General features: G+C 72.0%; 19 protein-coding genes. 8 read left to right on the top strand and 11 right to left on the bottom strand.

Annotated elements, in window-relative coordinates; genetic code table 11:
• Nucleotides 1-9 precede the first annotated feature (9 nt).
• The gene (locus MMF94_RS38170) at nt 10-1,404 is read right to left on the bottom strand and encodes a DNA-binding protein (protein WP_241042359.1); all 1,395 of its coding nucleotides are present in this window, start codon (nt 1,402-1,404) and stop codon (nt 10-12) included.
• Between the two features lie 433 nt (nt 1,405-1,837).
• Between MMF94_RS38170 and MMF94_RS38165 the strand changes: the two genes are divergently transcribed.
• The 4 genes from MMF94_RS38165 to MMF94_RS38150 all read left to right on the top strand — a co-directional run bounded on the left by MMF94_RS38165 (nt 1,838) and on the right by MMF94_RS38150 (nt 6,384).
• Complete coding sequence (locus MMF94_RS38165; protein WP_241042358.1) at nt 1,838-3,883, top strand: hydantoinase/oxoprolinase family protein; 2,046 nt, start codon at nt 1,838-1,840, stop codon at nt 3,881-3,883.
• Complete coding sequence (locus MMF94_RS38160; protein ID WP_241042357.1) at nt 3,880-5,568, top strand: hydantoinase B/oxoprolinase family protein; 1,689 nt, start codon at nt 3,880-3,882, stop codon at nt 5,566-5,568. The genes MMF94_RS38165 and MMF94_RS38160 overlap by 4 nt, the downstream gene beginning before the upstream one ends.
• A 133-nt stretch (nt 5,569-5,701) precedes the next feature.
• On the top strand, nt 5,702-6,058 hold the full coding sequence (locus tag MMF94_RS38155; protein WP_241042356.1) for a type II toxin-antitoxin system RelE/ParE family toxin: 357 nt from the start codon (nt 5,702-5,704) through the stop codon (nt 6,056-6,058).
• A 20-nt stretch (nt 6,059-6,078) separates the two neighbouring features.
• Nucleotides 6,079-6,384, top strand: a complete 306-nt coding sequence (locus tag MMF94_RS38150; protein WP_241042355.1) for a helix-turn-helix domain-containing protein — start codon at nt 6,079-6,081, stop codon at nt 6,382-6,384.
• A 49-nt stretch (nt 6,385-6,433) separates the two neighbouring features.
• On the opposite strand, the gene MMF94_RS38145 is transcribed toward MMF94_RS38150, so the two are convergent.
• The 7 genes from MMF94_RS38145 to MMF94_RS38115 are packed head-to-tail and all read right to left on the bottom strand — an operon-like array spanning nt 6,434 to nt 14,385.
• Nucleotides 6,434-8,059: a PucR family transcriptional regulator gene (locus MMF94_RS38145; RefSeq protein WP_241042354.1), complete on the bottom strand. Its 1,626-nt coding sequence runs from the start codon at nt 8,057-8,059 to the stop codon at nt 6,434-6,436.
• Nucleotides 8,056-9,159, bottom strand: coding sequence for a DUF917 domain-containing protein (locus tag MMF94_RS38140; RefSeq protein ID WP_241042353.1), 1,104 nt, complete (start codon nt 9,157-9,159; stop codon nt 8,056-8,058). Before MMF94_RS38140 ends, MMF94_RS38145 begins: the two co-directional genes overlap by 4 nt.
• Nucleotides 9,156-10,454: a hydantoinase/oxoprolinase N-terminal domain-containing protein gene (locus MMF94_RS38135; protein WP_241042352.1), complete on the bottom strand. Its 1,299-nt coding sequence runs from the start codon at nt 10,452-10,454 to the stop codon at nt 9,156-9,158. Before MMF94_RS38135 ends, MMF94_RS38140 begins: the two co-directional genes overlap by 4 nt.
• A 19-nt stretch (nt 10,455-10,473) precedes the next feature.
• Nucleotides 10,474-11,463 (bottom strand): ABC transporter permease, encoded by a 990-nt coding sequence (locus MMF94_RS38130; RefSeq protein ID WP_241042351.1) that lies wholly within the window; start codon nt 11,461-11,463, stop codon nt 10,474-10,476.
• Between the two features lie 37 nt (nt 11,464-11,500).
• Nucleotides 11,501-13,033: a sugar ABC transporter ATP-binding protein gene (locus tag MMF94_RS38125; RefSeq protein ID WP_241042350.1), complete on the bottom strand. Its 1,533-nt coding sequence runs from the start codon at nt 13,031-13,033 to the stop codon at nt 11,501-11,503.
• A gap of 9 nt (nt 13,034-13,042) precedes the next feature.
• Nucleotides 13,043-14,059: a sugar ABC transporter substrate-binding protein gene (locus tag MMF94_RS38120; RefSeq protein WP_241042349.1), complete on the bottom strand. Its 1,017-nt coding sequence runs from the start codon at nt 14,057-14,059 to the stop codon at nt 13,043-13,045.
• Nucleotides 14,059-14,385 carry a putative quinol monooxygenase gene (locus MMF94_RS38115; RefSeq protein WP_241042348.1) on the bottom strand — a complete coding sequence of 109 codons (327 nt, stop codon included), beginning with the start codon at nt 14,383-14,385 and terminating at the stop codon, nt 14,059-14,061. The genes MMF94_RS38120 and MMF94_RS38115 overlap by 1 nt, the downstream gene beginning before the upstream one ends.
• A gap of 182 nt (nt 14,386-14,567) precedes the next feature.
• On the opposite strand from MMF94_RS38115, the gene MMF94_RS38110 reads away from it, so the two are divergent.
• From MMF94_RS38110 to MMF94_RS38095, 4 genes are all read left to right on the top strand, one after another.
• On the top strand, nt 14,568-16,610 hold the full coding sequence (locus MMF94_RS38110) for a hydantoinase/oxoprolinase family protein (RefSeq protein ID WP_241042347.1): 2,043 nt from the start codon (nt 14,568-14,570) through the stop codon (nt 16,608-16,610).
• Nucleotides 16,607-18,328, top strand: coding sequence for a hydantoinase B/oxoprolinase family protein (locus MMF94_RS38105; RefSeq protein ID WP_241042346.1), 1,722 nt, complete (start codon nt 16,607-16,609; stop codon nt 18,326-18,328). The genes MMF94_RS38110 and MMF94_RS38105 overlap by 4 nt, the downstream gene beginning before the upstream one ends.
• Nucleotides 18,329-18,398: 70 nt before the next feature.
• On the top strand, nt 18,399-19,658 hold the full coding sequence (locus MMF94_RS38100) for a metal-dependent hydrolase family protein (RefSeq protein ID WP_241042345.1): 1,260 nt from the start codon (nt 18,399-18,401) through the stop codon (nt 19,656-19,658).
• Between the two features lie 55 nt (nt 19,659-19,713).
• Nucleotides 19,714-20,355: a LysE family translocator gene (locus MMF94_RS38095; RefSeq protein ID WP_241042344.1), complete on the top strand. Its 642-nt coding sequence runs from the start codon at nt 19,714-19,716 to the stop codon at nt 20,353-20,355.
• On the opposite strand, the gene MMF94_RS38090 is transcribed toward MMF94_RS38095, so the two are convergent.
• The 3 genes from MMF94_RS38090 to MMF94_RS38080 form a co-directional block, all read right to left on the bottom strand.
• Complete coding sequence (locus MMF94_RS38090) at nt 20,339-20,962, bottom strand: helix-turn-helix domain-containing protein (RefSeq protein WP_241042343.1); 624 nt, start codon at nt 20,960-20,962, stop codon at nt 20,339-20,341. The genes MMF94_RS38095 and MMF94_RS38090 overlap by 17 nt on opposite strands.
• An 80-nt stretch (nt 20,963-21,042) precedes the next feature.
• Nucleotides 21,043-22,350: an alpha/beta fold hydrolase gene (locus tag MMF94_RS38085; RefSeq protein ID WP_241042342.1), complete on the bottom strand. Its 1,308-nt coding sequence runs from the start codon at nt 22,348-22,350 to the stop codon at nt 21,043-21,045.
• Between the two features lie 80 nt (nt 22,351-22,430).
• Nucleotides 22,431-24,014: an ABC transporter substrate-binding protein gene (locus tag MMF94_RS38080; protein ID WP_241042341.1), complete on the bottom strand. Its 1,584-nt coding sequence runs from the start codon at nt 24,012-24,014 to the stop codon at nt 22,431-22,433.
• Between the last annotated feature and the right edge of the window lie 229 nt (nt 24,015-24,243).

Below are 24,243 nucleotides of genomic sequence, written 5' to 3'. Positions count from 1 at the left end.
CGGCCCTGTTCAGATGCCCAACGCGCGGCGCACAACCGGTACGTTTCGCCGGGAAACCGGCACCATGTCGTTCGTCGTGCCCTCCATGACCAGGTACAGCTCGCCTTTGCACGTGCGCTCGACCTCCCGGACGCGCTTGAGATTGACCACGTAGCGGCGGTGTACCCGCAAGAAGCCTGCATCGGCCAGTTCGCCGTCGAGCTTGTCCAGGCCCTGCGAGGCTGCGCGGAGCCGCCCCTGATCGGTGGACAGCCAGACGTCGTTGCCGTCCGACTCGGCGAACTGGACCTCCCGCGGGCGTAACAGCACCATCCTGTTGTCGCGCAACGCGACCAACCGGCGTGGTTGGCCGGGAGAGCCCTTCCGCCCCTCCACCGGGGGCAGCTGCGCCCCGTCCGAGCTGCCGAACGCGATCAGATGCCCGGCCAGACGACCGGCCAGGAACACGGGCCGGACGCTGATCGGTGTGGGTTCGTCGGTGAGGTGGGTGAAGATCTGTGTCGAGCCGACCCAGTCCGGATCCAGCGCAGCGTGCTTACTGGCATACCGGGCAACCCCGATCAGATCGGGCAGCGCGGAGTTCCAGCGCACGGCGGGATCGACGGCCGGGGTGTGGGCGGGAACGCTCATGTGCAGGCTCGCCTGGTCGTCGGCGATCACGACCTTGCCGACGGTGTCCACCGCGGCCAGCGCTGCGCCGGAGGCTTCCCTGGCCTTGGAGAAGGCGGCGGCCAACTCGGTGCCGGTGTCGCGGGCGTGCCTCTTCAACATGCTCTGCGTCTTGGTGACCGCCTGCGTGAGCCACCCGCCGGTTGCCTCGGGCAGATGGGTGCGCCAGTTCGAGATGTTCAGCACCGCGATCGGTTCGCCGGTGACCACGTCACGCACCGCGATGCCCGCGCACACCCAGTTGTGGAACGCCTGGCACCAGTGCTCCGCGCCTCTGATCAGCACCGGGCCGCGTACCTCGAGGGCCGTGCCCATGCCGTTCGTGCCGACGGCGCCTTCCGACCAGCAGGACCACGGCGCGAGGTTTGATTCGTGGGCCTTGGCGAGCGTGGTCTGGTCGCCCCAGGCCGCCAGGACCCGGCCCGTGGCGTCGGTGACGGTGACGATGCCGCTGAGGTTGTTCACCTCCGGTGCCAATGACGCCGCCATACCTCCCAATTCGGTGAACACCACATCGTGCTCGACCGAATGGTCGCTTCGTCCGACAGCAGCCGGTGCTGCGGTGAGGTGGGGGTCCACCCGGTATCGCTCCCGGCACCGGTGCCAGGAGATCGCGACCTCCGGGCGAACGCCGCGGACATGATCCTCGCCCTGCACGAACTGTTCCCATGCAGCGAGCACCGTGCCCCGGCCCGGGTTGCCGAGCGTGGGCTCGTGCGGATGTACGTCCTTCACCGTGGAGAACCACCTTTGGTCCATCCCCACGCGGGACGGCATGCGCTCGGTCCGCCCTGGCGGCCGCTCCTCACAGCCGAGCAGACAGCGGACTGGACACCGCGTCGCGCGTCTTGCTGCCTTCGTCAGCCGTCACGGCCAGCGCCGCTGGCGGCTCCGACCCACAGTACGGATCTTCAATTGAGTCGATCAATGCTTCAAATATGACGAAACTGTGATGTCTCGCGGGTGTACGGAGCCGGTTTGCCCTAATTCGCAGTCGCACATGATCGTGAATTCCTTTTCATCCCGCGCGTCACGATGGCTTCACCCCCGGTAGGCGCGCTGCCGTGCGCTCCGCACGCGCCTGCGTGTCCGGGCTATGCGCAGCGCACAGCCCACCGGCGTCGCCGCCACCTAGCTTCACGGGCGTCGGCCGTCGGAGGGAGATCTCATGGCTCGGTACCGCGTGGCGATGGACATCGGTGGCACGTTCACCGACGTCGTCACCTATGACGACGAGGCCGGGGCCTTCACCGCGAGCAAGGCCTCGACCACCCCGGAGGACCTGAGCGAGGGCGTGGTCTCCGGGCTCGCCGCGGTGGTCGACGCACCCGCGGACATCAGCTTTCTGGTGCACGGCACGACGCAGGGCCTCAACGCGTTCCTCGAACGCCGCGGAGTGCCGGTGCTCCTGCTGGCCACTTCCGGCGCCGAGGACAGCTACCACATCGCGCGCGGGCCCCGGACCCGCCTGTACGACCTGCACTACCGCAAGCCCGAGCCGCTCGTGCCGCGCCGGGACACCGTGGGCATCGGAGGGCGCCTCGCCGTCGACGGCACGGAGCTGGAGCCGCTCGACGAGCAGGCCGTGCGCGACGCCGCGGTCGCGGCCAGGGAGCGGGGGCTCGGGGCGATCGCGATCGCCTTCCTGTTCAGCTACCAGAACCCGGCCCACGAGCTGCGGGCCCGCGAGATCGTGCTGGAGGAGCTGGGCGAGGACTTCACGGTCTCGCTCTCGCACGAGGCGGCCAAGGAGTGGCGCGAGTACGAGCGGACGTCCTCGGCGGTCGTCGAGAGCTACACGGGCCCGATCGTCCGGCGCTACCTGAGCAACCTCGAGTCCCGGCTTCGGGAGCGCGGGCTCGCGGTTCCGCTGCACGTGATGCAGTCGTCCGGCGGGATCCTGACCGCCGACTCCGCTCGCCACCGGCCGCTGCAGACACTGCTCTCCGGCCCCGTCGGCGGCGCGATCGCGTGCGCCGAACTCTCGCGGGCGGCTGCGCGGCCCAACCTGATCGGCATCGACATGGGCGGCACGTCCTTCGACGTCTCCCTGATCGTCGACGGTGAGCCGGACGTGTCGGCCGAGGCGCACCTCGAGGGCCTGCCGATGCTGATGAGCGTCGTGAACATCCACACCGTAGGCGCGGGCGGCGGCTCGGTGGCCTGGGTGGAGGCCGGCGGGCTGCGCGTCGGACCGCGCTCGGCGGGTGCCCGGCCCGGACCGGCCTGCTACGGGCGCGGCGGCACCGAACCCACCGTCACCGACGCCAACCTCGTGCTCGGGCGCATCGATCCCGACGGGTTCGCCGGCGGCTCGATGTCGCTCGACGTGGACCTGGCGGTGGCCGCAGTCGAGGGCCTGGGCGCGCAGTTCGGGCTGGACGCGGTGGCGATGGCCGAAGGCGTCTGCGATGTCGCCAACTCGAAGATGGCGCAGGCCATCCGGACGATCACGGTCTCGCGGGGTGTGGAGCCTCGCGACTCCAGCCTGGTCGCCTTCGGTGGGGCAGGCCCGATGCACGCGGTCTTCCTCGCGAGAGAGCTCGGCATCGCCGAGACGATCGTGCCGCGTTTCCCCGGCGCCTTCTCCGCGTGGGGGATGCTGCAGACCAGGATCCGCAAGGACCTGACCCAGCCGTACTTCTCCCTCGACGCCGATCTCGACGGCGCAGGCATGGCGGCCGTGCTCGCCGGCATCGAACGGGACGCGCTCGCCACCCTCGGCGAGGAGGGTGTTCCGGAGCAGGATCGCGCGGTGTCCCACGCGGTCGACATCCGCTACGAGGCGCAGGAGTACACGCTCACCGTGCCGCTCACCGACGCTGCGGAGCCGGCGGGAGCGGACTTCCTCGACGTGATCGCACGCCGGTTCGCCGACATGCACAAGAGCCGGTACGGCCACGCGAACCTCGGTGCGCCGATCGAGTTCGTCACGCTGCGCACCACGGCGTTCGGGGACCTGGGCCGCCCCGAACCGCAGAAGTGGCCGCTCGCGGAGTCGCCGGAGTTCCCGCACGAGGTGCGGCAGGTGATCTTCGACGGTGAAGCCCGCGACACGGTGGTGGTGCGCCGCGACGACCTTCTCACCGGTCACGGCCTCACCGGACCGGCGGTCGTCGTGGAGGACACGGCCACCACGGTCGTCCCGCCGGGATACGAGCTGACCGTCGACGAGCTCGGTTCGATGATCATCCGAGTGGAGGGCAAGGCATGACCAGCACGACCATCGGGGTGGACCCGGTCACCGTCGAGATCATCCGCAACGCGCTGAACTCCGCCGCGGAGGACATGAACGCCACCCTCATCCGCTCCGCCTACACCCCGATCATCTACGAGTGCGGCGACTGCGTGGTGGCGCTGCTGGGCGCCGACCACCAGGTGCTCGGTCAGTCGGCAGGTCTGCCGATCTTCCTCGGCAACCTGGAAACCTGCACCAAGGCCACCGAGGAGACCTTCGGCCGGGACGTCTGGCAGCCCGGCGACGTGTGGATCCTCAACGACAGCTACCTCGGCGGCACCCACCTCAACGACGTCACGATCTTCGGCCCGGTCTTCGTCGGGACGGAGTTGGTGGGCTTCACCGCGTCGCGCGCCCACTGGGTGGACGTCGGCTCGAAGGACCCCGGCGGCTCGATGGACTCGGTGACGATCTTCCAGGAGGGCCTGCGGCTGGGTCCACAGAAGCTCGTCTCCGGCGGAGCCGACGAGCGTGCGCTCATGGACACCATCGCCCGCAACGTGCGCTTCCCGTACCCGACCACCGGGGACATGCACGCGATGATCGCCTGCATCACGATGGGGGAGAAGCGCCTCCAGGAGATCGTGCAGCGCTTCGGGCTCGACACGCTCACGCAAGCGCGCGACGAGATCTTCCGCCAGACCGAGGCATTGGAGCGCGCGACGATCGCCGCGATCCCCGACGGCGTCTACACGGCCGAGGGCGTGCTGGACAACGACGGGATCGTGCTCGACGCCCCGGTGCCGATCCGGCTGCGGATCACCGTGGCGGGCGACACCATCGACTTCGACGTCCGGGAGTCCGCCGACCAGACCACCGGACCGGTGAACTGCGGCGTCGCCCAGGCGGTGTCGGCGCTGCGGGTCGGCTACAAGCTCCTCGTGAGCCCCGACCTGCCCGGCAACGGCGGCTCGTTCCGCACGATGACCACCCAGGTGCGGGAGGGCTCCGTGCTCGGCGCGCAGGCCCCCGCGGCGTGCCAGTGGTACTTCTCCCACCTCGGGCTGCTCATCGACATGGTCGCCAGGGCGCTGGCGCCCGCCGTGCCCGAGCGGGTGGCCGGAGCGAGCCACGGCGACTCGATGATCGTGCTGACCTCGGGGCTCGACCCCCGCGTCGGCCGGGAGTTCGTCAACCTGGAGGCGACCGTCGGCGGCTGGGGCGCCTGGCAGGGCTCGGACGGGGAGAGCGCGCTGATCAACAACGTCAACGGCTCCCTGAAGGACATCCCGATCGAGGTGCTGGAGACGCGCTACCCGCTGCGCATCCGCGAGTACCGCATCCGCGCCGACTCCGGTGGGGCGGGCCGGTGGCGCGGTGGCAACGGCGTGATCCGCGAGTACGAGGCGCTGTGCGACTGCTCGATCTCGCTGTGGTTCGAGCGGTCGCGCCAGCCTGCGTGGGGTCTGTTCGGCGGTGAGGACGCCACCGGTCCGGAGGTGGTGATCAACCCCGGCCGGCCCGACGAGCGACGGATGCTGAAGGTCAACGGCGCCGCCCTGAAGAAGGGCGACGTGGTGCGGTGCGCCACCGGTGGCGGTGGCGGCTTCGGCGACCCAGTGGAACGCGCCGAGGCCGACGTCCGGGCGGACGTACTGGACCGCCACATCACGGAGACAACGGCGATGCAACGCTACGGGGTGGGCCCGCACGCAGCCTGACCCCGCACTATGGACACATAACGCTGTCAAGCGACCCGTTCGAACAGCGTTATGTGTCCATGACGCGCGCTCGCCTGCCCGTGGCGCTGGAACAGACCACGGCTTATAGTGGCTGTGGTCTATATTCCGGCCGGTGGGATGGGACGTCCGCGTGCTGGAGGAGGTGGAGTCGTGGTTGCTGGCGCTGGACGACGACTCCTACGACCAGGTCGCTGCGGCGATCGACAAACTCGCCCAGGACGGACCAACGCTCGGCAGGCCGCTGGTCGACCGGATCACGGGGTCCACGACGCACAATCTCAAGGAGCTGCGGCCGGGTTCTGCCGGGTGCAGCGAGGTGCGCATCCTGTTCGTGTTCGATCCGCGGCGCCGAGCGGCGCTGCTGGTGGCCGGGGACAAGGCACGAGCCTGGGGATCGTGGTATGCCTCGGCGATCCCGCTCGCGGAGCGCCGGTATGACGAGTGGCGGCGAAGCGAAGGATGCGAGTGAGGCCAGGGGAGGTGAGGTCGATGGCGAGGAGCTGGCAGGAGATTCGTGCGGAGCGCCCACCGCGTGAGGATCGGGTGACGGAGCACCGGGCGCAGATGGACGCGGAGGTCCGTGCCTACCGGCTCCGCGAGATCCGTGAACGTCAGGGCGTGACCCAGGTGGATCTGGCCGCGCGGATGCATGTCACGCAGCCCTCGATCTCCGCATTGGAACGCGGCGAGATCGAGCGCGCGGGTATCGCCACCATCCGTGCCTACGTCGAGGCGCTGGGAGGCCACCTCGACGTGGTGGCCGACTTCGGCGACCAGAAGATCGTCCTGGCCTGACCCCGCACTGTGGACACATAGCGCTGTTCCGCAGGCCCTTCGGACAGCGTTACGTGTCCATGGTGCGGGCGGGCGTTTTCCAGAGGGTCGCCAGGGCGTAGCAGAGCACGTGCATCGCCAGGCGTCGGTCCGGGTCGTCCACCACCAGGCCCAGCTCCCGGGCCCTCGCCACTCGCGCGAGGACTGTGTTGCGGTGCACTCCCAGCCTCGTGGAGGCCTGGCTGAGTGAGCCGCCGCAGTCCAGCACGGTGAGCACGGTGTCGACCAGGGAGACGCGGTCGCGGGCGGCCATGAGGTCGGGGAGGGAGAGTTCGGCCACCCCGGCGATCTGGCCGCGCGGGAGCCACGCCAGTGTGGCGCGGGCTCCCACCTCGTCGAACCATTGCACCGTGCCCGGTCCGCCGTCGCGGGCGACGTGGGCGGCCAGCCGGGCTTCCTCGACCGAATGCATCAGGCCGGGGATGCCGGCGTGCGCGCCGCCGATGCCGAGCACCAGGCCGTGGCGGCGGGCCACTCTCCCGACCGCGCCGATCACCTTCCGCATCGCCGCTGCGTCGTCGGTGTCGGTGTCGTCGACGTGATCCCGGTCGGGGTCGTCGCCGGTCGGGGCCTCGGCCGAGATGTTCTGCCACGAGACCCAGCCGTCGGCGTCGGCGATGATCGGCCAGTCCGGCCGCTCGCGCTGCCACGCCGAACGCACCAGCTCCGTCAGCTCCGGAGCGGGTTCGGTGTCGGCGCCGTGTGCCGCGCCGATCCATACCGCGCGGTTGGTGCCCGTGACGCGCCAGCCGAGGTCGCCGGCCCAGGACGGCGCCGCGACGTCGGGCGATCCCACGCGGGAACGTGGGACAGCCTCGCTGTCCGGGTCGCCTGCGAGCCTGCGGAGCATCTGGAACGCGGCTCGCTCCTGGACGGCCTGCGTGGACGTCTGCAAGCGGGCCTGCGCCCACGCCGCCAGCAGAGGTAGCCGGGCGAGACCCAGCAACGACTCGACGTGACCCGCGGCCGCCCGGGTGGCACTCGGCACGCTCGCCACCAGCTCGGCCCACGGGCGCCCGCCCGCTCCGTTGACCTCTATCCGCACCTGCCGGTGGTCGGGACGCTCGTGCAGCGCTGCGGCGCGCCCCGCGGCGACGGAGCTGCCGACGATCAGGGCGACCGGTGCGGGTGCCAGCTCGGTGTTCAGCACGCCGAGTACGCCGCGGATGCTGGTCTGGTCGGCGAGTCGCTCGGCGCACAGCGCCACGCGCAGGGCCCGCGCCGCCTCCGGCGCGCTGACCTGCCCGGCGAGCGCGAGCGAGGTGTCAACCGGGTCAGCGTCGATCACCAGGAGCGCGATGCCCAACCGCTGCGCGAGTATCACGCTGGAGGCGCTCATCGCCGGGCGCGGCACGACCACTGCGGCGGCGTTGCGCTCCCACGTGGCGTGCAGCCCGGCCGCGAGGGACCAGCCACCGGTCGCGGCCTCGGCGTGCAGCACCACCAGCGCGTGCGGCCCCGTCCGGCCCAGTCGCTCGAAGGTCTCGGCGAGCACGACCTGGTGCACGAGCCGTCCCGGATCGGGGACGTGCACGGCGTCCGCGCTCGCCAGCGGTTCGACCCGCAGGAGCTCTGCCAGCTCCAGCGGGGCGGTGGCGGATCGCCGCGGTGGGGGGTGACGCACGGTCCCGGTCACCGGCGCCTCGGATGGTCCAGTGGGATTCCGTGCGAGCCGGGGCCGACCATGGCGAGGCCGTCGGCGGAGTACCAGACCGCGTCGGCCGGCATCACCAGAACGTCGACGAGTGCGCCCGGTTCCAGGCTGTCGAGGGTGGCGAGCTCGCCGCGCAGGACGTCGATCAGGCAGATCAGATCCGGTGCCGCTGCGGCCAGCGCGCCGTCGGCGAAGACGGCGACGATCTCGCTGCGCAGCTCCAGGCGCAGCAGCCTGCCGTGGCCGCCGACCTCGTCGATCACGACGCTCGACGGGTGCGCGGGGATCGTCACGTCGCTGGGGCGGCTGAGGTGCTCCAGCTCGACGATCCGGCCGCGGCCGATGCGACGGCAACCCGCCACGGCGGCGAGCCTGCCGATCAGTATTTCCGTGTCGCCGGACTCGAGAAGCAGCCTGCCCACGTTGATGAGCCGCGACACCGTGCCCGGCAGCGCCGCTGTGCGCAGCTGTCCGGCCGTGCAGGGGTAGGCGGCGAGAGCGGCCCAGCCGCCGAGGCTGTCGATGCCCCCGCGCAGCAGCGTGTCGGCGCGGGCCGCGGCGTGCACACTCAGCGCGATCGACTCCCCGGTGGCGCCGCGGGCGACGAGCGGGCCGATCGGGAGCCCTGCGAGGTGCATCGACGTGTGGTGGATCAGCGCGAAGGTGCGGCCCATCCCGTCGGCGTCCAGCAAGGGCACCTCCAGCTGCGCGGCGGCCACCAGCGGGACCAGCGCGCTGACGGTGGCCGCGGCAAGGGGGTAGACCACACCGGCCCGCCTGCGCGTGAGGTGCTCGACCTCCCGCACCGCGAGGGCGAACTCGTCGCCGGCCGGGGGCAGGTCGGCCAGCGCGGCGCCGGAGCCGATGGCGCACAACGCGACGGCGCGCGTCTGAGGGGCCACGGCGTCCGGCCGGACGAGGACGACGGGCCCGTTGCGGCGCAGCAGCTCGGTGGTCCACGACACCAGCGAGATCCATCCCGCGTCACCGACGGCGGGGGAGTAGAACTTGGCGCCTTCGACGAGCGCGGGCACGTCGTCGGCCGTCACCGAGCTCGCGGCCCCCACGTACCTGCTGGTCATCCCGGCACCGGAGACAGCTGCGCCGAGCGGCCCGGGCTCTGCGCCCCGTCCGGTGCGCCCGCGACACGCACGCGGATCCGCACCGTGCCCGACGGGCTGTAGGGCACGGCGACCGTGGACACCTCGACGATGTCGGCCGTGCCGGGCGCGGCGCCGTTGGCGGTGGCGATCGCCGTGGCACGGGCCTCGGCGTCGCGCCGGACGCCGTCGAGGCGGGCGGTGGACTCGATGAACGCGATCTCGTCCAGCCACGCCGTCGGACGGCTCACGGCGGCGCCGATGCAGGCCAGCTCGTCGGGGTCGCCGTCGGCCACGACGAGCGGAACGTCGCCCGCCGGTCCCGCCCCCGGATCCGGGCCGGAGCGGGCGAGCGTCGCGGTCGGGACGACGAGGGCGGTGTCGAGCTCGCGCAGGACCTGTGGCCGCACGGCGACCAGGCCGCGTCGGACGTCACCGACGACGGGATGCGGCGTGCGACGGAGCAGGACCCGGCAGTCCCCGCCCGCCACCTCGGCCGCACCGCGCAGTTGCAGCGCGTCGGTGGCGCCGAGGCCGAGTACGGGCAGCACCCGCAGGCGGGATGCGCTGTTCCATCCGCCGTCGCCGCGCGCGATGTGCAGTGGCACGCCGGGCATCGCGCGCTGCGCCGCCCGCTCGCAGCGGTCCAGGACGTCCTGCGCTGCCACCGCGAGCGCCGCGTTCAGCACGACCGTGGCCTCGCGTGCCGCCAGACCCTGCCCGCCGAACTCGTGTGCAGCGGAGATCCGCGCGTCCGGTACCGCGGCCTGCACGGCGTCGGCGACCTCGCGCTCGTGGCGCGGCTGGGTGCCCGCCCCCGCGGCGACCACCGCGACACAGCGGGTCGGGTGCGCCGCGATCTCCCGGCACACCGCACCCAACGCCTCGCGGTCGAGGGGGCGCAGCTCGTGGCCGAACAGGTCGTGGCCGCCGGGAACGGTGAACCGCTGGGTGATGAGCCGTTCGAGGACGTCGTCCGGGTGCCGGCCGAGCGCGGGGTCGGACGCGGCGCGAGGTACGACGCGGATCATCGCCACCGCCGACAGCTCCGCAGGCTGCCGCAGGATCCGCTCGAGCAGCAGCCGGCCGATGTCGACGACGACGCCCGCCACGGGGAGCCGCAACTCGGAGGCGATGCGCGCGAACAGCTCGGCGGGGTCGGGACCGGCCACCGAGAGGGACGTGATCACGCTGCGGTTCTGGATCACGACAGCGTGCGAGCGTGCCGGGCCGAGGCTCACGCCGACCAGTGCGGGTGGAGCAGCCCGGCCAGGCATCTCTGAACACTACCTCCGGCTATCGACCACGTTTGCGCAGGTAGCGGTCCACGGCGACGGCCACGAGGATCAGGCAGCCCTGCACGACCTGCTGGTAGATGGTGTCCCAGCCGAGCAGGTTGAACCCGTTGCCGATCAGCGTGAGCAGCAGCGCCCCGACCACACCCCGCCAGATCGCGCCCTCGCCGCCGAGGATGCTCGTGCCGCCGATGACGGCCGCCGCGATCGCCGTGAGCTCCATGCCGGTGGCCATGCTCGACTGGGCGGAGCCCGCCCGCGAGGCGAGGATCAAGCCCGCGAGTGCCGAGCAGATGCCGCTGACGACGTAGACCGCGACGTGGATCTGTCCGACGCGGATGCCGGACAGTCGCGCGGCCTCCACGTTGCCGCCCACGGCGTACACCCGGCGCCCGAAGGTCGTGGCGGCGATCAGGACTCCGATGCCGGCGACGACCACGACGAAGACGATCGTGGCGGACGTCAGGCCGAACACCGACGGCCAGGTGAGCATGCCGAAGTCCTCGGCCTGCTCCGGCAGGGGGTAGATGATCGAACCGGCGGTGACGACGACCGCCAGCCCGCGGTAGATGATGCTGGTGGCGAGCGTCGCGATGAACGAGTTGACGCCGCTGCGCACGACGATCGTGCCGGTGACCAGGCCGAGCAGGGCGCCCGCCACCACGGCCGCGGCGAAGCCGCCCAGCACGCCCACGGTGCGTACCAGTTGCACACCGACGATCGCCGAGAGCGCCAGGGTGGCGCTCGCGGTGAGGTCGAAGACGCCGCTGATGATGCACACGGTGGCGCCCGTGGCGAGCAGCCCGACCACGGCGCACTGGTCGAGCAGGTTCACGAGGTTCCCGGTGCTCAGGAACGTGTCGGTGGAGAGCGACAGCGCGATGACGATCGCGACGAGCGCGACGACGATCCCGTAGTCGCGCACCCGTGCTCCGCGCGAGATCGTCGGCGCCGGGGTGCGTCGATGCGCGGTGGGGGTGTCGAGGGCCATGGCATTCCTCCTTTCTGTCGGGTGCGTGCGGAGTGATTCAGGCGTGTCCGAACGCGGCCGCCATGACGTCCTCCCGTGGAGCGCCCCGCGGGAACTCGCCGACCACGCGCCCCTGCCGCAGCACCAGCACCCGGTGGGAGAGCCCCAGCACCTCCTCGATCTCGGAGGACACGACCACCACCGCCATCCCGTTCCTGGCCAGCTCGACGACCAGGCGGTGGATCTGGGTCTTGGCCGCGACGTCGACGCCGCGGGTGGGCTCGTCGATCAGGAGCACGCGGGGCTCGCGGAGCAGCCACTTGGCGAACAGGGCCTTCTGCTGGTTGCCGCCGGAGAGCGTCTCGACCGCGGCCGCGGGCTGCGCGGCGCGGATGTCGACCGTGCGGGACACGTCGTCGACGGACGTCCGCTCCGCGGCCGGCCGCACGAACGGCCCGTACCGGCGCCCGGCGAGCGAGGCCAGCGCGACGTTCTCGCGCACCGAGCGCACCATGACCAGCCCCTCCTCCTTGCGCGACTCCGGGACCAGCGCGATGCCCGCGGCCATCGCCTTGCGCGGGGTGAGCCGCGTGAGCGTCTCGCCGTCGAGCTCCACGACGCCGCCAGACGCCCGGTCGGCGCCGAAGAGCAGCCGCAGCGTCTCGCTGCGGCCACTGCCCACGAGCCCGGCGATGCCGACGATCTCCCCGGCCCGCACGCTGAGGTCCACGCCGTCGACGAGTCCCCGCCGCAGTCCGCGGGCGGCCAGCCGGACGGGCGCGTCCGGCTGGACCGGGGCCGGCTCGGCGTGGAGCACGTCGATCTCGCGCCCGACCATGTGGCGGACCAGCGTGGTGGGGGTGAGCTGCGAGGCGTCGTCGGTGATCACGAGTGCCCCGTCGCGCAGCACCGTGACACGGTCGGCCACGGCGAGCACCTCGTCGAGGAAGTGGGACACGAGGATCACCGTCGTGCCGCCCGCGGCGAGCCTGCGGATCAGCCCGAGGAGGTTCTCCTTCTCGTGCTCGGTCAGGACGGCCGTCGGCTCGTCCATGGCCAGCACCGTGGCGCCCCGGGCGAGCGCGCGCAGGATCTCGACCTGCTGGCGCGTCCCCATCGGGAGCCGGTCGACACGGGCCTGCGGGTCGACCGCGAAGCCGGTGACGTCGATCAGCTCGTCGAACCGGGCACGGTCCGCGCGGCGCCGCGCGAGGCCGAACCGGTTCGACCAGCGCCCGAGGAACACGTTCTCGAGCACCGTCATCGCCGGTACCAGAGCGCCTTCCTGCGAGATGAGGCTGACGCCGTGGCGGATCGCGTCGCGCGGCCCGCTGATCGCGGCCTGCTCGCCGTCGAAGCTGAGCGTGCCGTGATCCGCGCGTACGGCGCCGCCGAGGATCTTGAGCAGCGTGCTCTTCCCCGCGCCGTTCTCTCCGACGAGGCTGTGGACCTCGCCTGCGCCGATGTTCAGGTCGACGTCCCGCAGTACCGACACCCCGCTGTAGCTCTTGCCGATCCCCCGCAGCGAGATGTTCGGGGCCGTGCCGGTGGACGCCGCGGTCGTGGATCCCGCGGTGGTGAGCGAGGCCATGGCTCCTCGTCAGTCCGAGTAGTCGGCCGTCTGCCCCTGCAGCGTCGCCTTCGTGCCCAGCGCCGCGTACGGGGTCAGGGACCGCGCGTCGGTGGCGGTCGGAACCTCCTTGCCTCTGGCCTTCGCGAGGCCCAGCTCCGCGGCCTTGGCGCCCTCGGCCTTCTCCGGGATGACGTAGACGCCGTACCAGGCTCCCGACGCCACTCCCTCGAACGCCTGCGTCGAGCCGCCGTTGCCCACGAACAAGATGTTCTTGCCCGCGGCGAGCGGCGCCGCACCTTCGATGGCCTGCGACGACCCGATGACGACGTCGACGTCGGGCTGGGCCTGCAGCACGTTCTGGAACGCCGCCCGGCCGGAGTCGGGGGTGTAACCGCCGACGACGTTGGCCACCACCTGCGCGCCGCCCTTCTCCAGCGCCGCCACCGCCGCGTTGGTGCGGGCCGTGTCGAGCGGGTAGTTCGCGAAGCCCTGTAGGTAGGCCACCTTGCACGGCGTCACGGCCGCCTGCTTGCAGGCGTCGAGGCCGAGCGTCGCCAGGCCCTCGCCGTTGATCGTCGGGGCGTCCACGATGCTGACGGTGCCCGGGATCTGCGCCTCGGTGGTGTCGTACCGCCCGCCGACGGGGGTGAACTCGATGACCACCGTGATGCCGGCCGCCACGGCTTGCTTCACCGCCGAGACGATCGCGGTGCCGTCGTTGGCCTGCACGATGACCACGTCGTAGCGTTTGGACGTGACGGCGTCCTGCAGCTGGTTGACCTGCGTCGGCCCGTCGAAGTTCGAGTCCAGGAAGGTGGCGGTGGCGTTGTTGGCCGCCGCGTACTCCTGGATACCGGCCCAGGTCGCCTGCGCGAAGGAGTTGGCCTTCGCGAAGCCGAAGAAGCCGATGCTGAGCTGCTTGTCCGCTGCTGCGGGTGGTGCCGCGGTGGTGGTGTCGGTGCTGGGCCTGCTGCACGAGAGGACCGACACGGACAGGGCGAGTGCGGCGCCGGCGAGCGCCAAGTGCCTGAGCGGGCGTCTCATCACTGCTCCTCGGGGGTGAGCGGGACGGGTTCGTACAGCCGGGCCACGACGGGAGAGCCGGGCGGGGCCTCGAGCAGCTCGGCGAGTTCGGCGCTGACGGCAGCGCGCCACGGGTCGGCGACCCAGCGGGCGTAGGCGTCGGCGTCGTCCCACTCGGCGACCACGAGGTGGGAGGCCGGACTGTCGTCGACCGAGCGCAGCAGCGTCGAGCTGCGGCACCCGGGGAAGCGCAGGGAGCGTTCGATGATCCTGCGGTCGCGGTAGAGCTCCTCGACGGCGCGGGCGGCGCCGGGTCGGGCCTGCAGAGCCAGGACACTGCGGATCATCCGTGGCCACCTCCACCGTTGGGTGTGATCGGGTGGAGGAATGCTGACGGTCATGGGGAGCGCGCCACTGTGCTGCGCGCACAGGGCCGGGCGCCGCGGCTGTGCACCGTCACACAGTCGTTCCTCGCCGGAAACTCCGATACTCCGCCTGCCCCGGACCCGGCGAGAGAGGCGAATCGACCATGAACGGAACCAGCCGCCTGGCGATCGACGTCGGTGGCACGTTCACCGACGTCGTGGAGCTGCGGGCCGGCAGGCTGCGGTTCGACAAGGTGCCGACGACCCCCTACGCCCCGACGGAGGGCGTGCTGAACGCCGTCGACGTGGCCGAGGCGGGGGCGGCCGGCGTCACGATGTTCACCCACGGCACGACGCTGGGCCTGAACGCGCTGCTCACGCGCAGCGGCGCGCGCACCGCCGTCGTCGGCACGGCGGGATTCCGGGACGTCTACCTGCTCGGGCGCACCGACCGTCGCACGAACTACGACATCACCTACCGCAAGCCCGCGCCGCTGCTGGAGCGCTACGACACGTTCGAGGTGGTGGAGCGCAGCCTCTACGACGGCTCGGTGCACGTCCCGCTCGACCTCGACGACGCCCGCCGGGTGGCGGGGACGATCGCCGAGCGCGGCTACGAGGCGGTGGCGGTCGCGTTCCTGCACGCCTACGCCAACCCGGCCCACGAGTTGGCGATGCGCGACGTGCTGGCCGAGGTCGCGCCGGGCGTTGCGGTGTCGCTGTCGCACGAGCTGTCGCGGGAGTACCGCGAGTACGAGCGGACGAGCACCGCGGTGCTCGACGCCTACGTGAAGCCGGTGGTCCGCAGCTACCTGCACGAGTTGGAGGGCAGCCTCACCCGTGACGGGTTCCGCGGTCGCTTCCTCATGACCCGCTCGGGCGGCGGCGCGATGACCGTCGGGCGGGCCCGGGAGCAGCCCGTGAGCCTGATCCTCTCCGGTCCGGCCGGCGGCGTGATCGGCGCGGCCGCGCTCGCGCGGATGCTCGGCGAGCCGAACCTGATCACGATCGACATGGGCGGCACGAGCCTGGATGCTTCCCTGGTCCTCGACGGCGAGCCGGTGCTGCACCAGGGCGCCGAGTTCGAGGAGCTGCCGATCAACACGCCCTCGCTCTACATCCACACGATCGGCGCGGGCGGTGGCTCGCTCGCCCGGCTCGACGAGGCCGGTGCGCTCCAGGTCGGGCCGCAGAGCGCGGGTGCAGTGCCCGGTCCCGCCGCGTACGGGCGCGGTGGCACCGAACCGACCTTCACCGACGCCGCTCTGGCGATCGGCTACCTCGGCACAGAGACCCCGCTGGGCGGTCGGCTGGTGCTCGACGCCGAGCGCGCCGATCAGGCGCTCGCCCCGATCGCGGAACGGCTGGGCATGACCGTGCCCACGCTCGCCGGCGGGATCGTGCGGATCTCCACCACCAAGATCATGGGCGCCGTCCGGGCCATCACGGTGGAGGTGGGGCGCGACCCGAAGGACTTCGCGCTGCTCGCGTTCGGAGGGGGCGGCGGGCTGGTTGCGGTGGACGTGGCCGCCGAGCTGGGCGTGCCGACGGTCGTCGTTCCGCCGGGGCAGGGTGCATTCTCGGCCTTCGGGATGTTGATGGCCGACGTGCAGCACGACCTCGCCCGCACGCTCGTCGCGCCGCTCGCGGGCCTCGACCCGGCCCAGGTGGAGGCCGTCTACGCGGAGATGGCCGAGGAGGCGGACAAGGCGCTCGACGCCGAGGGCTTCGCGGCGCCGGACCGCCGGAGCGTCCGCAGCCTGGACGTCCGGTACGCGGGACAGGAGCACTCGGTGACGGTTCCGTGCCCGGCCCCGGGCGCCGCGTTCGGCGCGACCGTGGCGGAGGTGTTCGCCCGGCTGCACGAGCGGCAGTACGGCCACACGATGACCGACCCGGTCGAGGTCACCATGCTGCGGCTGCGCGCGACCGGCGCGGTCGAGAAACCGGAGCTGCCGCTGCTGCCGCGCCGCGAGTCGGGCGGGCCGGAGCCCGACGGGAGCCGCCCGGTGTACCGGTCGGCGCAGGAGCCGGCCGTGCCGTACTCGCTGTACACGCGGGAGGCGCTGCTCGCCGGCGACGAGATCGCCGGGCCCGCGGTGATCGCCGAGCACACCGCGACCACCGTGATCCACACCGGCGACCACCTGCGCGTCGGCGCGCACGGCGAGCTCGTCGTCACCGTACTGGGAGGAACCGCCCGATGACCGGCACCGACTCGATCACCGTGGAGATCATCCGCCACGGCCTGCTGGCGGCTGCCGAGGAGATGGCCCGCAACCTGTGCCGCACGGCCTACAACACGGTCGTCTACGAGATCCACGACTACGGCATCGGCCTGCACGACGTCAGCGGCGACGTCGTGGCCGACGCCCCCGGCATCGCGATCTTCACCCGCGGCAACGATCACGGCATCAAGAAGGCCGTGGAGTTCCTCGGCGCCGACGCGATGGCCCCCGGCGACATGTTCGTGCTCAACTACCCGTACTGGTCCTCGGCGCACACCCTCGACCCGCTGGTGTTCGCCCCGATCCACGTCGACGGTGCGCTGGCGGGCTTCGCGTCCTGCCGCATCCACGTGCTCGACCTGAAGCAGAAGGACCCGGGCTACGTCCTCGACTCCACCGACATGCACCAGGAGGGCCTGTTCTTCCCCGCGACCCGGCTCTACGTCGCCGGAGTGCGCAACGACGAGGTCTTCACCATCATCCGGTTCAACAGCCGGATGCCCGAGCGCACGATCGGTGACCTGCAGGCGCAGGTGTCAGCGTGTCACACCGGGGTGCGCCGTGTGCAGGAGATCGCTGCGAAGTACGGCGCCGAGACGCTGGCCTGGGCGATGGCCGCGATCAACGACCACGGCGAGCGCCTCGCCCGGCTCGCGCTGGCGAAGCTCCCGAAGGGTACCTGGAGTGCGCACGACTTCGTGGACTCCGACGGCGTCGACGTCGACCGGATGGTCCGGCTGCAGGTGGCCGTGACCGTCACGGACGAGGAGATGGTGATCGACTGGACGGGCAGCGACAGCGGTGTGCGCGGCCCGATCAACCTCCCGCTGGGCCAGACCGAGGCGCTGTGCAGCCTCGTGTTCAAGGCGCTGACCACGCCCGACACCCCGGTGGTGGCGGGGAACTTCCGTCCGCTGCGCGTGGTCACCCGGCCCGGCTCGGTGATGCACGCCGTGCCGCCGATGCCGACGTTCACGCTGTGGACCGGGCTGCTCGCCGGTGAGGTGGTGCTCAAGGCGCTCGCCGAGGGCATGCCGGAGCGCGTGCCTGCCTGCTCGGGCGGGGACGTCTGCTCGATGATGGGGCTCGGCGTCGACCCCCGTACGGGCCAGGCGTGGCTGGAGGCCACGAACGAGGCCGTGGGCATGGGCGGCCACGCGGGTGGCGACGGCGCGGACGGCGTGATGCACCTGTCGGAGCCCGGGTGCCGCAACAACCCTGTCGAGGTGCTGGAGACGAAGGCGCCGATGTTCATCGAGTCCTACGGCTACCGCCCCGACACCGGTGGCGCCGGCCGCCACCGCGGCGGGGTCGGCGTGAGCCGCGCCTACCGCTTCACCGCGCCCTCCACGGGAATCTGCCTGGTCTACAAGACCCGGACGAAGCCGTGGCCGATCGGCGGGGGCAGTGCGGGGGAGAACAACAGGATCGTGCTCAACCCCGGCACCGATCTCGAGGTGGTGCAGGGCGGCAGCTACAACAGGCTCGAGGCGGGGGAGGTGCTGGTGAACGACACCGGTGGCGGAGGCGGTTTCGGTGATCCGTTCACGCGGGAGCCCGAGAGCGTGGCCCGCGACGTGCGCAACGGCTTCGTGTCGGTGCAGGCGGCGGCCCGCGACTACGGCGTGGTGATCGATGCCGACACGTTCACGGTGGACGCAGCGGCGACGGCGCGGCTGCGGGAGCGTGCCGCATGAGTGAGCGTGTGAGCGAATCATGGACACAGCGCCTTCGCGCAGCGAAGACCGAGCGCAGCGAGGGAATGCGATGAGCGAGCGCGCGAGCGAATCATCGACACAGCGCGAGCGTGCGAGCGGATCGCTCTCGATCGTGAACGCGCGTGTCTTCGACGGCGTCTCCGAGGAGCTGACCGACGGGCCCGTGCACGTCGTCGACGGGCGAATCACGGAGGTGGGACCGGGCGCGAGCGCCACGGCGGACCGTGTGATCGACGCGCGCGGCGGCACGGTGCTGCCCGGCCTGATCGATGCGCACTTCCACGCGTACGGGATCGGCCTCGACCTGCTCGGCGTCGAGTCGCGCTCGTTGAGCTACGTGGCGCTGGCGGGCGCGCGGCGGCTTGCGAGGGCGCTCGCCCGCGGGTTCACGACCGTGCGGGACGTGGCGGGTGGCGACGCGGGTCTCGCGGCAGCGATCGACGAGGGGCTGTTCCCGTCGCCGCGCTACCTCTTCACCGGGCCGGCGCTGAGCCAGACCGGCGGGCACGGCGATGCCCGCAGCGCCGACAGCGACATCTGCGGTTGCCACGCCCACATGAACGAGGTGGTCGACGGCGTGGACGCGCTCCGGCACGCGGTGCGCGACCGCTTCCGCCGCGGGGCACATGCCATCAAGATCATGGCCTCGGGAGGCGTCGTCTCGCTGACGGACCCGATCCGCATTCCGCAGTACTCCGCGCAGGAGATCAGCGCCGTCACCGAGGAGGCCGCCCGCCGCGGCAGCTACGTCGCCGCGCACGCGTACTCGCCGGAGGCGATCCGGCACGCGGTCGAGAGCGGCGTCCGCTCCGTCGAGCACGGCAACCTGCTCGACGCCGAGACCGCCGCCTCGATGGCCGCGCACGGGGCCTACCTGGTGCCCACACTCATCACCTACGACGCGATGAACCGGCGCGGTGCGGAGGTGGGGCTGTCGCCGGTGGGGCAGGCGAAGAACCAGGAGGTGCTCGACTCCGGCCGCGCCGCCGTGGAGCTGGCCCGTGCCGCGGGCGTGCGGATCGGGTTCGGCACCGACCTGATGGGCGTGCTGGAGGACGAGCAGCTCGGCGGGCTCCGTATCCAGACCGAGGTGGAGGGGGTGGCACGCGTTCTGCAGGCGGCCACCTCGGTGAACGCCGACCTGCTCGGGCGCCCCGATCTCGGCCGGGTCCAGGCCGGTTGCGTCGCCGACCTTCTCGTCGTGGACGGCGATCCGTTCACCGACCCGTCGCTGCTGTGGGCTCCCGCCCGGCCGCCGTCGGTGATCACGGGCGGGGTGGTGGTCGGGGGCCCAGAGCATGACTCCTGAATCGCTGCGTAGGACCTGATCACAGCGCGGACGAACATCCACATAGGGTCTCCGGGTGACTTTCGCCGAGGCCGTGCTCCAGTTCGCCCTCGTCGCGGGGCTCCTCACCGTGATTCCGGGACTGGACACGGCTCTCGTGCTGCGCAGCACGCTGGCGCGTTCCCGCGCGTACGGGCTGGCCACCACAGCGGGAATCCAGGTCGGCACCCTCATCTGGGGCATGGCGGCGGCGACGGGCGCCGCGGCGCTGCTCGCCGCGAGCCAGTCCGCCTACCGCCTCCTGACCATCCTCGGGGCCGCCTACATGATCTGGATGGGCGCCTCGATGTTCTGGAAGACCTTCCGCCGCCAGGACGGTGCACCCGGTGTGGCCCCCGACGTCCCGTCGAGCCCGAAGCTGCACCGCGAGTTGACGCTGGGCCTGGCGACGAACCTGATGAACCCCAAGGTCGGGGTCTTCTACATCGCGATGATCCCGCAGTTCGTGCCCGACGGCGTCTCTCCACTGTGGATGGGGCTGCTGCTGGCGGCGGTGCACTGCGCGATCGCAGCCGTGTGGTCGTGCAGCCTCGTCGTGGGATCCGGGTTCTTCAAGGACCGCCTGGCCGGGTCCACCGCGGCGCGCTGGACCGACCGCATCACCGGAGGCGTCCTGATCGCCTTCGGTGCTCGCCTCGCCCTCACCCCACGGGCTTGACCACGGTGGGCTCACTCCGTGGCACGGCGCACCCGGCGACGGTGGGCGGTCCGGCGTCGGCGGGGTACTCCAGGAGCAGCACCGAGGTGACGGGCCCGCCGAGGCTGCGGTAGATGTGCGGGCGGGCGGCGGGGAAGCACACGTAGTCGCCCTGGCCGAGCTCGAACGGGTTGTCCGGCGGGCCGACGAGCAGGTTGCCCCCGGTCACGATCACGTGCTCGCGACCGTGGTGCCCGGCCGACTGCTGGGTCTCCCCGGGCCGCACGCGTTGGTCGTAGACCTCCACCACCTCGGCCGTGATGTCGAGCCGGCGCAGCATCCGCAGGTCCACAGCGTTGCTGCTGAGCACCTCCAGGTCCGCCGATCGCACGAGCACCACGTCGGGGTCGGTGCGCTGGGAGAGCAGCGACGAGACCGGAACCTGCAGCGCGCTCGACAGGCTGAACACCGTCTCGATCGTCGGGTTGCCCGCCCCCGACTCGAGTTGGGAGAGCGTGCCCTTCGCGATGTCGGACCGCCGTGCCAGCTCCGAGAGCGAGAGCCCCGACTCCTCCCGCAGCAGCCGCAGGTTGGCCGCAAGCACCTCACCGGCTCGTTCCCGGGCCATGCGACCTCCTTCGTCGGGAGGAAACGCTACCCAGCCCGGGGTCCTTCTCCTGGCTGGCCCCTTCCCGGTGCCTGCGCCGCTCATCCGGTGAGCGGTCCGCCGCGGTCCCGGATCCGGTCCAGCAGCCGCTCCAGCACGGCCGGGTCGCGGCGCAGCCCGTCGTGCTCGTACTCGTTGGTCACCCACGCTTCGCAGTTGCCGACGTGCTCGGCCGTGCGCAGCGACAGCCCGGCGTCGACGTACAGGTCGTCGTGGTAGACCACCGCCGCGACCGGCACGTCGTTCGCGGCCAGCCGTTCGAGGTCGTACAGGTCGCTCCAACCGGGCGTGGTCGCGAGAGCATGTGCCGCGGCCTCGAACGGGCGCAGCGCCCTGATCTCGGAGAACATCCAGGGGAACATCATCTCGCCGGTGAAGGTCAGCGGCCGGGCCGTCTCGGCGAACTCCGGGTGGCGCTCGCGCTCCGCGGCCGCCGCCCAGCCCGTGGCGGGTCCGTCGGCGCCGTGGCCGTAGATGCTCTCCTGCATCACGACGAAGAGCGGGTTGTCGGCGAACGCGGTGCGCTCGGCGACCTGCCGGCAGAACGTCTCGGAGAGCCGGTCGGCGCGCCGCTCGTCGGCCCACGCCTCGTCGAAGAGCCAGTGGAGCTCGTCCACGCCCGGGGCCATGCCGAGGTCGCCGCCGAGTGCCTGCAGCCGGTGCACCGTCAGCCGGTCCCCGTCGGGGAGCCGCACGTCGGACGCGGCCACGTGGTCGGCGACCGCCGAGACCAGGTCGGCGTCGGCCGGGTACCGGTCGTAGAAGCGGCGTACCCGCGCGGCCACCCGCGGGTACGTGCGGCGGTAGACCTCGGCCGCGGACGGCTCCAGCGACGCCAGCCCACCCGTGACGTAGCAGGCGGCGAGGCCCTGCGGGGCCTGCGAGAGGTAGGTGAGGGTGATGAACCCGCCGTAACTCTGGCCGAGTGTCTCCCAGCGCCGTCCCCCGTAGACCGTGGTCCGCAGGTGCTCGGCGTCGGCGACGATGCTGTCGGCGCGGAAGCAGCGCAGGTACGCGGCAGCGGCGGCGGGGTCGGAGAAGCGGGAGATGTCCGCACCGTCGACCCGGCTGGAGCGCCCGGTTCCCCGCTGGTCGAGCAGCACCACACGGTGGGTCCGCAGCGCCACGGGCAGCCACCCGTCGCGCTGCGGGCGAGGGCCCTTGCCGCCCGGGCCGCCCTGCAGGAACAGCAGCAGCGGCAGGTCCTCGTTCGCCTTCGCGGGGTCCACGACCTCGCGGGCGAAGACCTGCAGGGTCTCGCCGTCTGGGCGTGCCCAGTCCACGGGCACGTCCACGCGATGGTCGGTGACCCGCAAGCCGGGGCTCGTGGTGACGTTGACGACGGCCATCCCGTCCTCCTTCTCGTCAGATCCTCTCCGGGACACGGAGGGGCCGGGTGGCGCCGACGGCACCACCCGGCCCGCCGGCGTCACCCGGCGAGCGACGCGGTCTTGAAGCGCGGGATGCCGTCCGGGTAGTAGACGACGCCCTGCAGGTTCTTCGACGTCCCGAGGAACCAGGCGTCGTGGTAGAGGTAGATCACCGACCGCAGCTCGTGGACCCGCCGGATCGCCTGGCCGTAGAGATCGACGCGTTCGGCCTGGTCGGTGGCAGCGGCGGCCTGCTTGGCGAGGTCGTCGACCTGCGGGTCGGAGAGGCCGCTGAAGTTGTTGGAGCCACCGGTGGTCACCAGGTCGTTGATGTTGCCGTCCGGGTCGATCCGGCCGGACCAGCCGATGAGGAACGCGTCGAACTGCCCGGCTCGTGCCGCCGCCAGCGACGAGACGAACTCCTGCTGGTTGATCCGCACGTCGAACCCGACGTCCTTCGCCATCCCGGCGATCACCTCGGCGGTGCGCGGGCCCTCGTTGCCTGCGGGCACCATCAGGTTGACCGGGATCGGCGTGGGCACCCCCGACTGCGCGACGAGCTGGCGCGCCCGCTCCGGGTCGTAGGGCGTGCACTGCGGGTCCGACGGCCGGAACTGGCTCTGCAGCGGCAGCGGCAGGCAGTCGACGGCGTTCGAGTCGGCGAAGACGACCTTGTTGATCGCGTTGCGGTCCAGGCTCAGCTCGAAGGCCTCGCGCAGCTGCGCCGACTGACCCAGCGGGGTGCCGGCCTGGCCGGTCGGCGTCGCCGTGCCGGTGGTGTTGCCGACGTTGATGCTGACGGCCTGGTAGGCGATCGTGTCGACGTCCTGGATCGTCACGTCGGGGCTGTTCCTCAGCGCGATGGCGTCGGTCGCGGTGATGCGCTCGGCGGCCTGGACGTCACCGGACTCCAGGTTCGCCCGCCGCACGTTCGGGTCGGTGATGATGCGGTAGGTGACGCCGTCGAGCTTCACCTTGTCGGCGTCGTAGTAGTCCGTGGACTTCGTGAAGACGATCTCGCTGCCCGACGTCCGGGACTGGAACTTGAAGGGCCCGACGCAGACCGGCGCGGTGCCGAAGTTGTCGCCCAGCTGCTGCAACGCGGTCGGCGACATGATCAGCCCGGCGCGGTCGGCGAGCTGCGCGCCGAGCGGGGTGAACGGGTACTTGAGGGTCAGCCGGACGGTGTTCGGGTCAACCACCGTCACGTCCTGCACCGACGCAAGTTCTTTGGTGCGTGCCGAGCCCTTGAGCGTGCGGTGCCGGTCCAGCGAGGTCTTGACGGCCTCGGCGTTGAACGGGGTGCCGTCGTTGAACTTCACGCCCTGGCGCAGCGGGATGGTGACGGTCAGGCCGTCGGGGGAGACCTGGGGAACGTCGGCGGCCAGCTGGGGAACCAGGCTCAGGGTCTCGTTCGTGTCGTAGAGCTTCTCGCAGAACGACGTGAACACGACGCGCGCGGGGAAGGTGTTGGCGAGCGTCGGGTCCAGCACGTCGGGTTCAGCGGACAGCGCCATCACCAGCGTGCCGCCCGAGGCGGCCGCACCGCCTGACGCGTTGGCGCCGCTGCTCGCACCGGGTGTGGTGCAGGCGGCGAGGACGAGGGGTAAGGCGAGCGCCACGATCCAACGTCGTGCTCTCACGAGGACCTCCGGAGGAAGGAAAGGGGATTGCGGGCGGGGAGGGGTGCGCCGCGGTCAGCGGGGAGCCCGCGGCGTGGAGCTGGGTCGGCAGGCGGCGGGGGGGGGGGGGGCCCCCCCGGGGGGGGGGGGGGGGGGCGCCCCCCCCCCCCCCCCCGGGGCCCCCCCGGGGGGGGGGGCGGGGGGGCCCCCCCCCCCCCCCCCCCCGGCCGGGCGGCCCCCCCCGCCCCCC

Source organism: Pseudonocardia alaniniphila, from assembly GCF_022524485.1.
GTDB lineage: Bacteria > Actinomycetota > Actinomycetes > Mycobacteriales > Pseudonocardiaceae > Pseudonocardia > Pseudonocardia alaniniphila.
Note: the sequence above shows the minus strand (reverse complement) of the source record. Positions and strands in the feature narration are given on the sequence as shown.

What these genes read in the sequence shown, in the direction of transcription:
- MMF94_RS38105 (WP_241042346.1), top strand. Translation starts at nt 16,607, where the DNA reads ATGACCGGCACCGACTCGATCACCGTGGAGATCATCCGCCACGGCCTG.
- MMF94_RS38085 (WP_241042342.1), bottom strand. Translation starts at nt 22,350, where the DNA reads ATGGCCGTCGTCAACGTCACCACGAGCCCCGGCTTGCGGGTCACCGAC.
- MMF94_RS38135 (WP_241042352.1), bottom strand. Translation starts at nt 10,454, where the DNA reads ATGCCTGGCCGGGCTGCTCCACCCGCACTGGTCGGCGTGAGCCTCGGC.
- MMF94_RS38100 (WP_241042345.1), top strand. Translation starts at nt 18,399, where the DNA reads ATGAGCGAGCGCGCGAGCGAATCATCGACACAGCGCGAGCGTGCGAGC.
- MMF94_RS38090 (WP_241042343.1), bottom strand. Translation starts at nt 20,962, where the DNA reads ATGGCCCGGGAACGAGCCGGTGAGGTGCTTGCGGCCAACCTGCGGCTG.
- MMF94_RS38110 (WP_241042347.1), top strand. Translation starts at nt 14,568, where the DNA reads ATGAACGGAACCAGCCGCCTGGCGATCGACGTCGGTGGCACGTTCACC.
- MMF94_RS38130 (WP_241042351.1), bottom strand. Translation starts at nt 11,463, where the DNA reads ATGGCCCTCGACACCCCCACCGCGCATCGACGCACCCCGGCGCCGACG.
- MMF94_RS38120 (WP_241042349.1), bottom strand. Translation starts at nt 14,059, where the DNA reads ATGAGACGCCCGCTCAGGCACTTGGCGCTCGCCGGCGCCGCACTCGCC.
- MMF94_RS38115 (WP_241042348.1), bottom strand. Translation starts at nt 14,385, where the DNA reads ATGATCCGCAGTGTCCTGGCTCTGCAGGCCCGACCCGGCGCCGCCCGC.
- MMF94_RS38160 (WP_241042357.1), top strand. Translation starts at nt 3,880, where the DNA reads ATGACCAGCACGACCATCGGGGTGGACCCGGTCACCGTCGAGATCATC.
- MMF94_RS38165 (WP_241042358.1), top strand. Translation starts at nt 1,838, where the DNA reads ATGGCTCGGTACCGCGTGGCGATGGACATCGGTGGCACGTTCACCGAC.
- MMF94_RS38140 (WP_241042353.1), bottom strand. Translation starts at nt 9,159, where the DNA reads ATGACCAGCAGGTACGTGGGGGCCGCGAGCTCGGTGACGGCCGACGAC.
- MMF94_RS38125 (WP_241042350.1), bottom strand. Translation starts at nt 13,033, where the DNA reads ATGGCCTCGCTCACCACCGCGGGATCCACGACCGCGGCGTCCACCGGC.
- MMF94_RS38150 (WP_241042355.1), top strand. Translation starts at nt 6,079, where the DNA reads ATGGCGAGGAGCTGGCAGGAGATTCGTGCGGAGCGCCCACCGCGTGAG.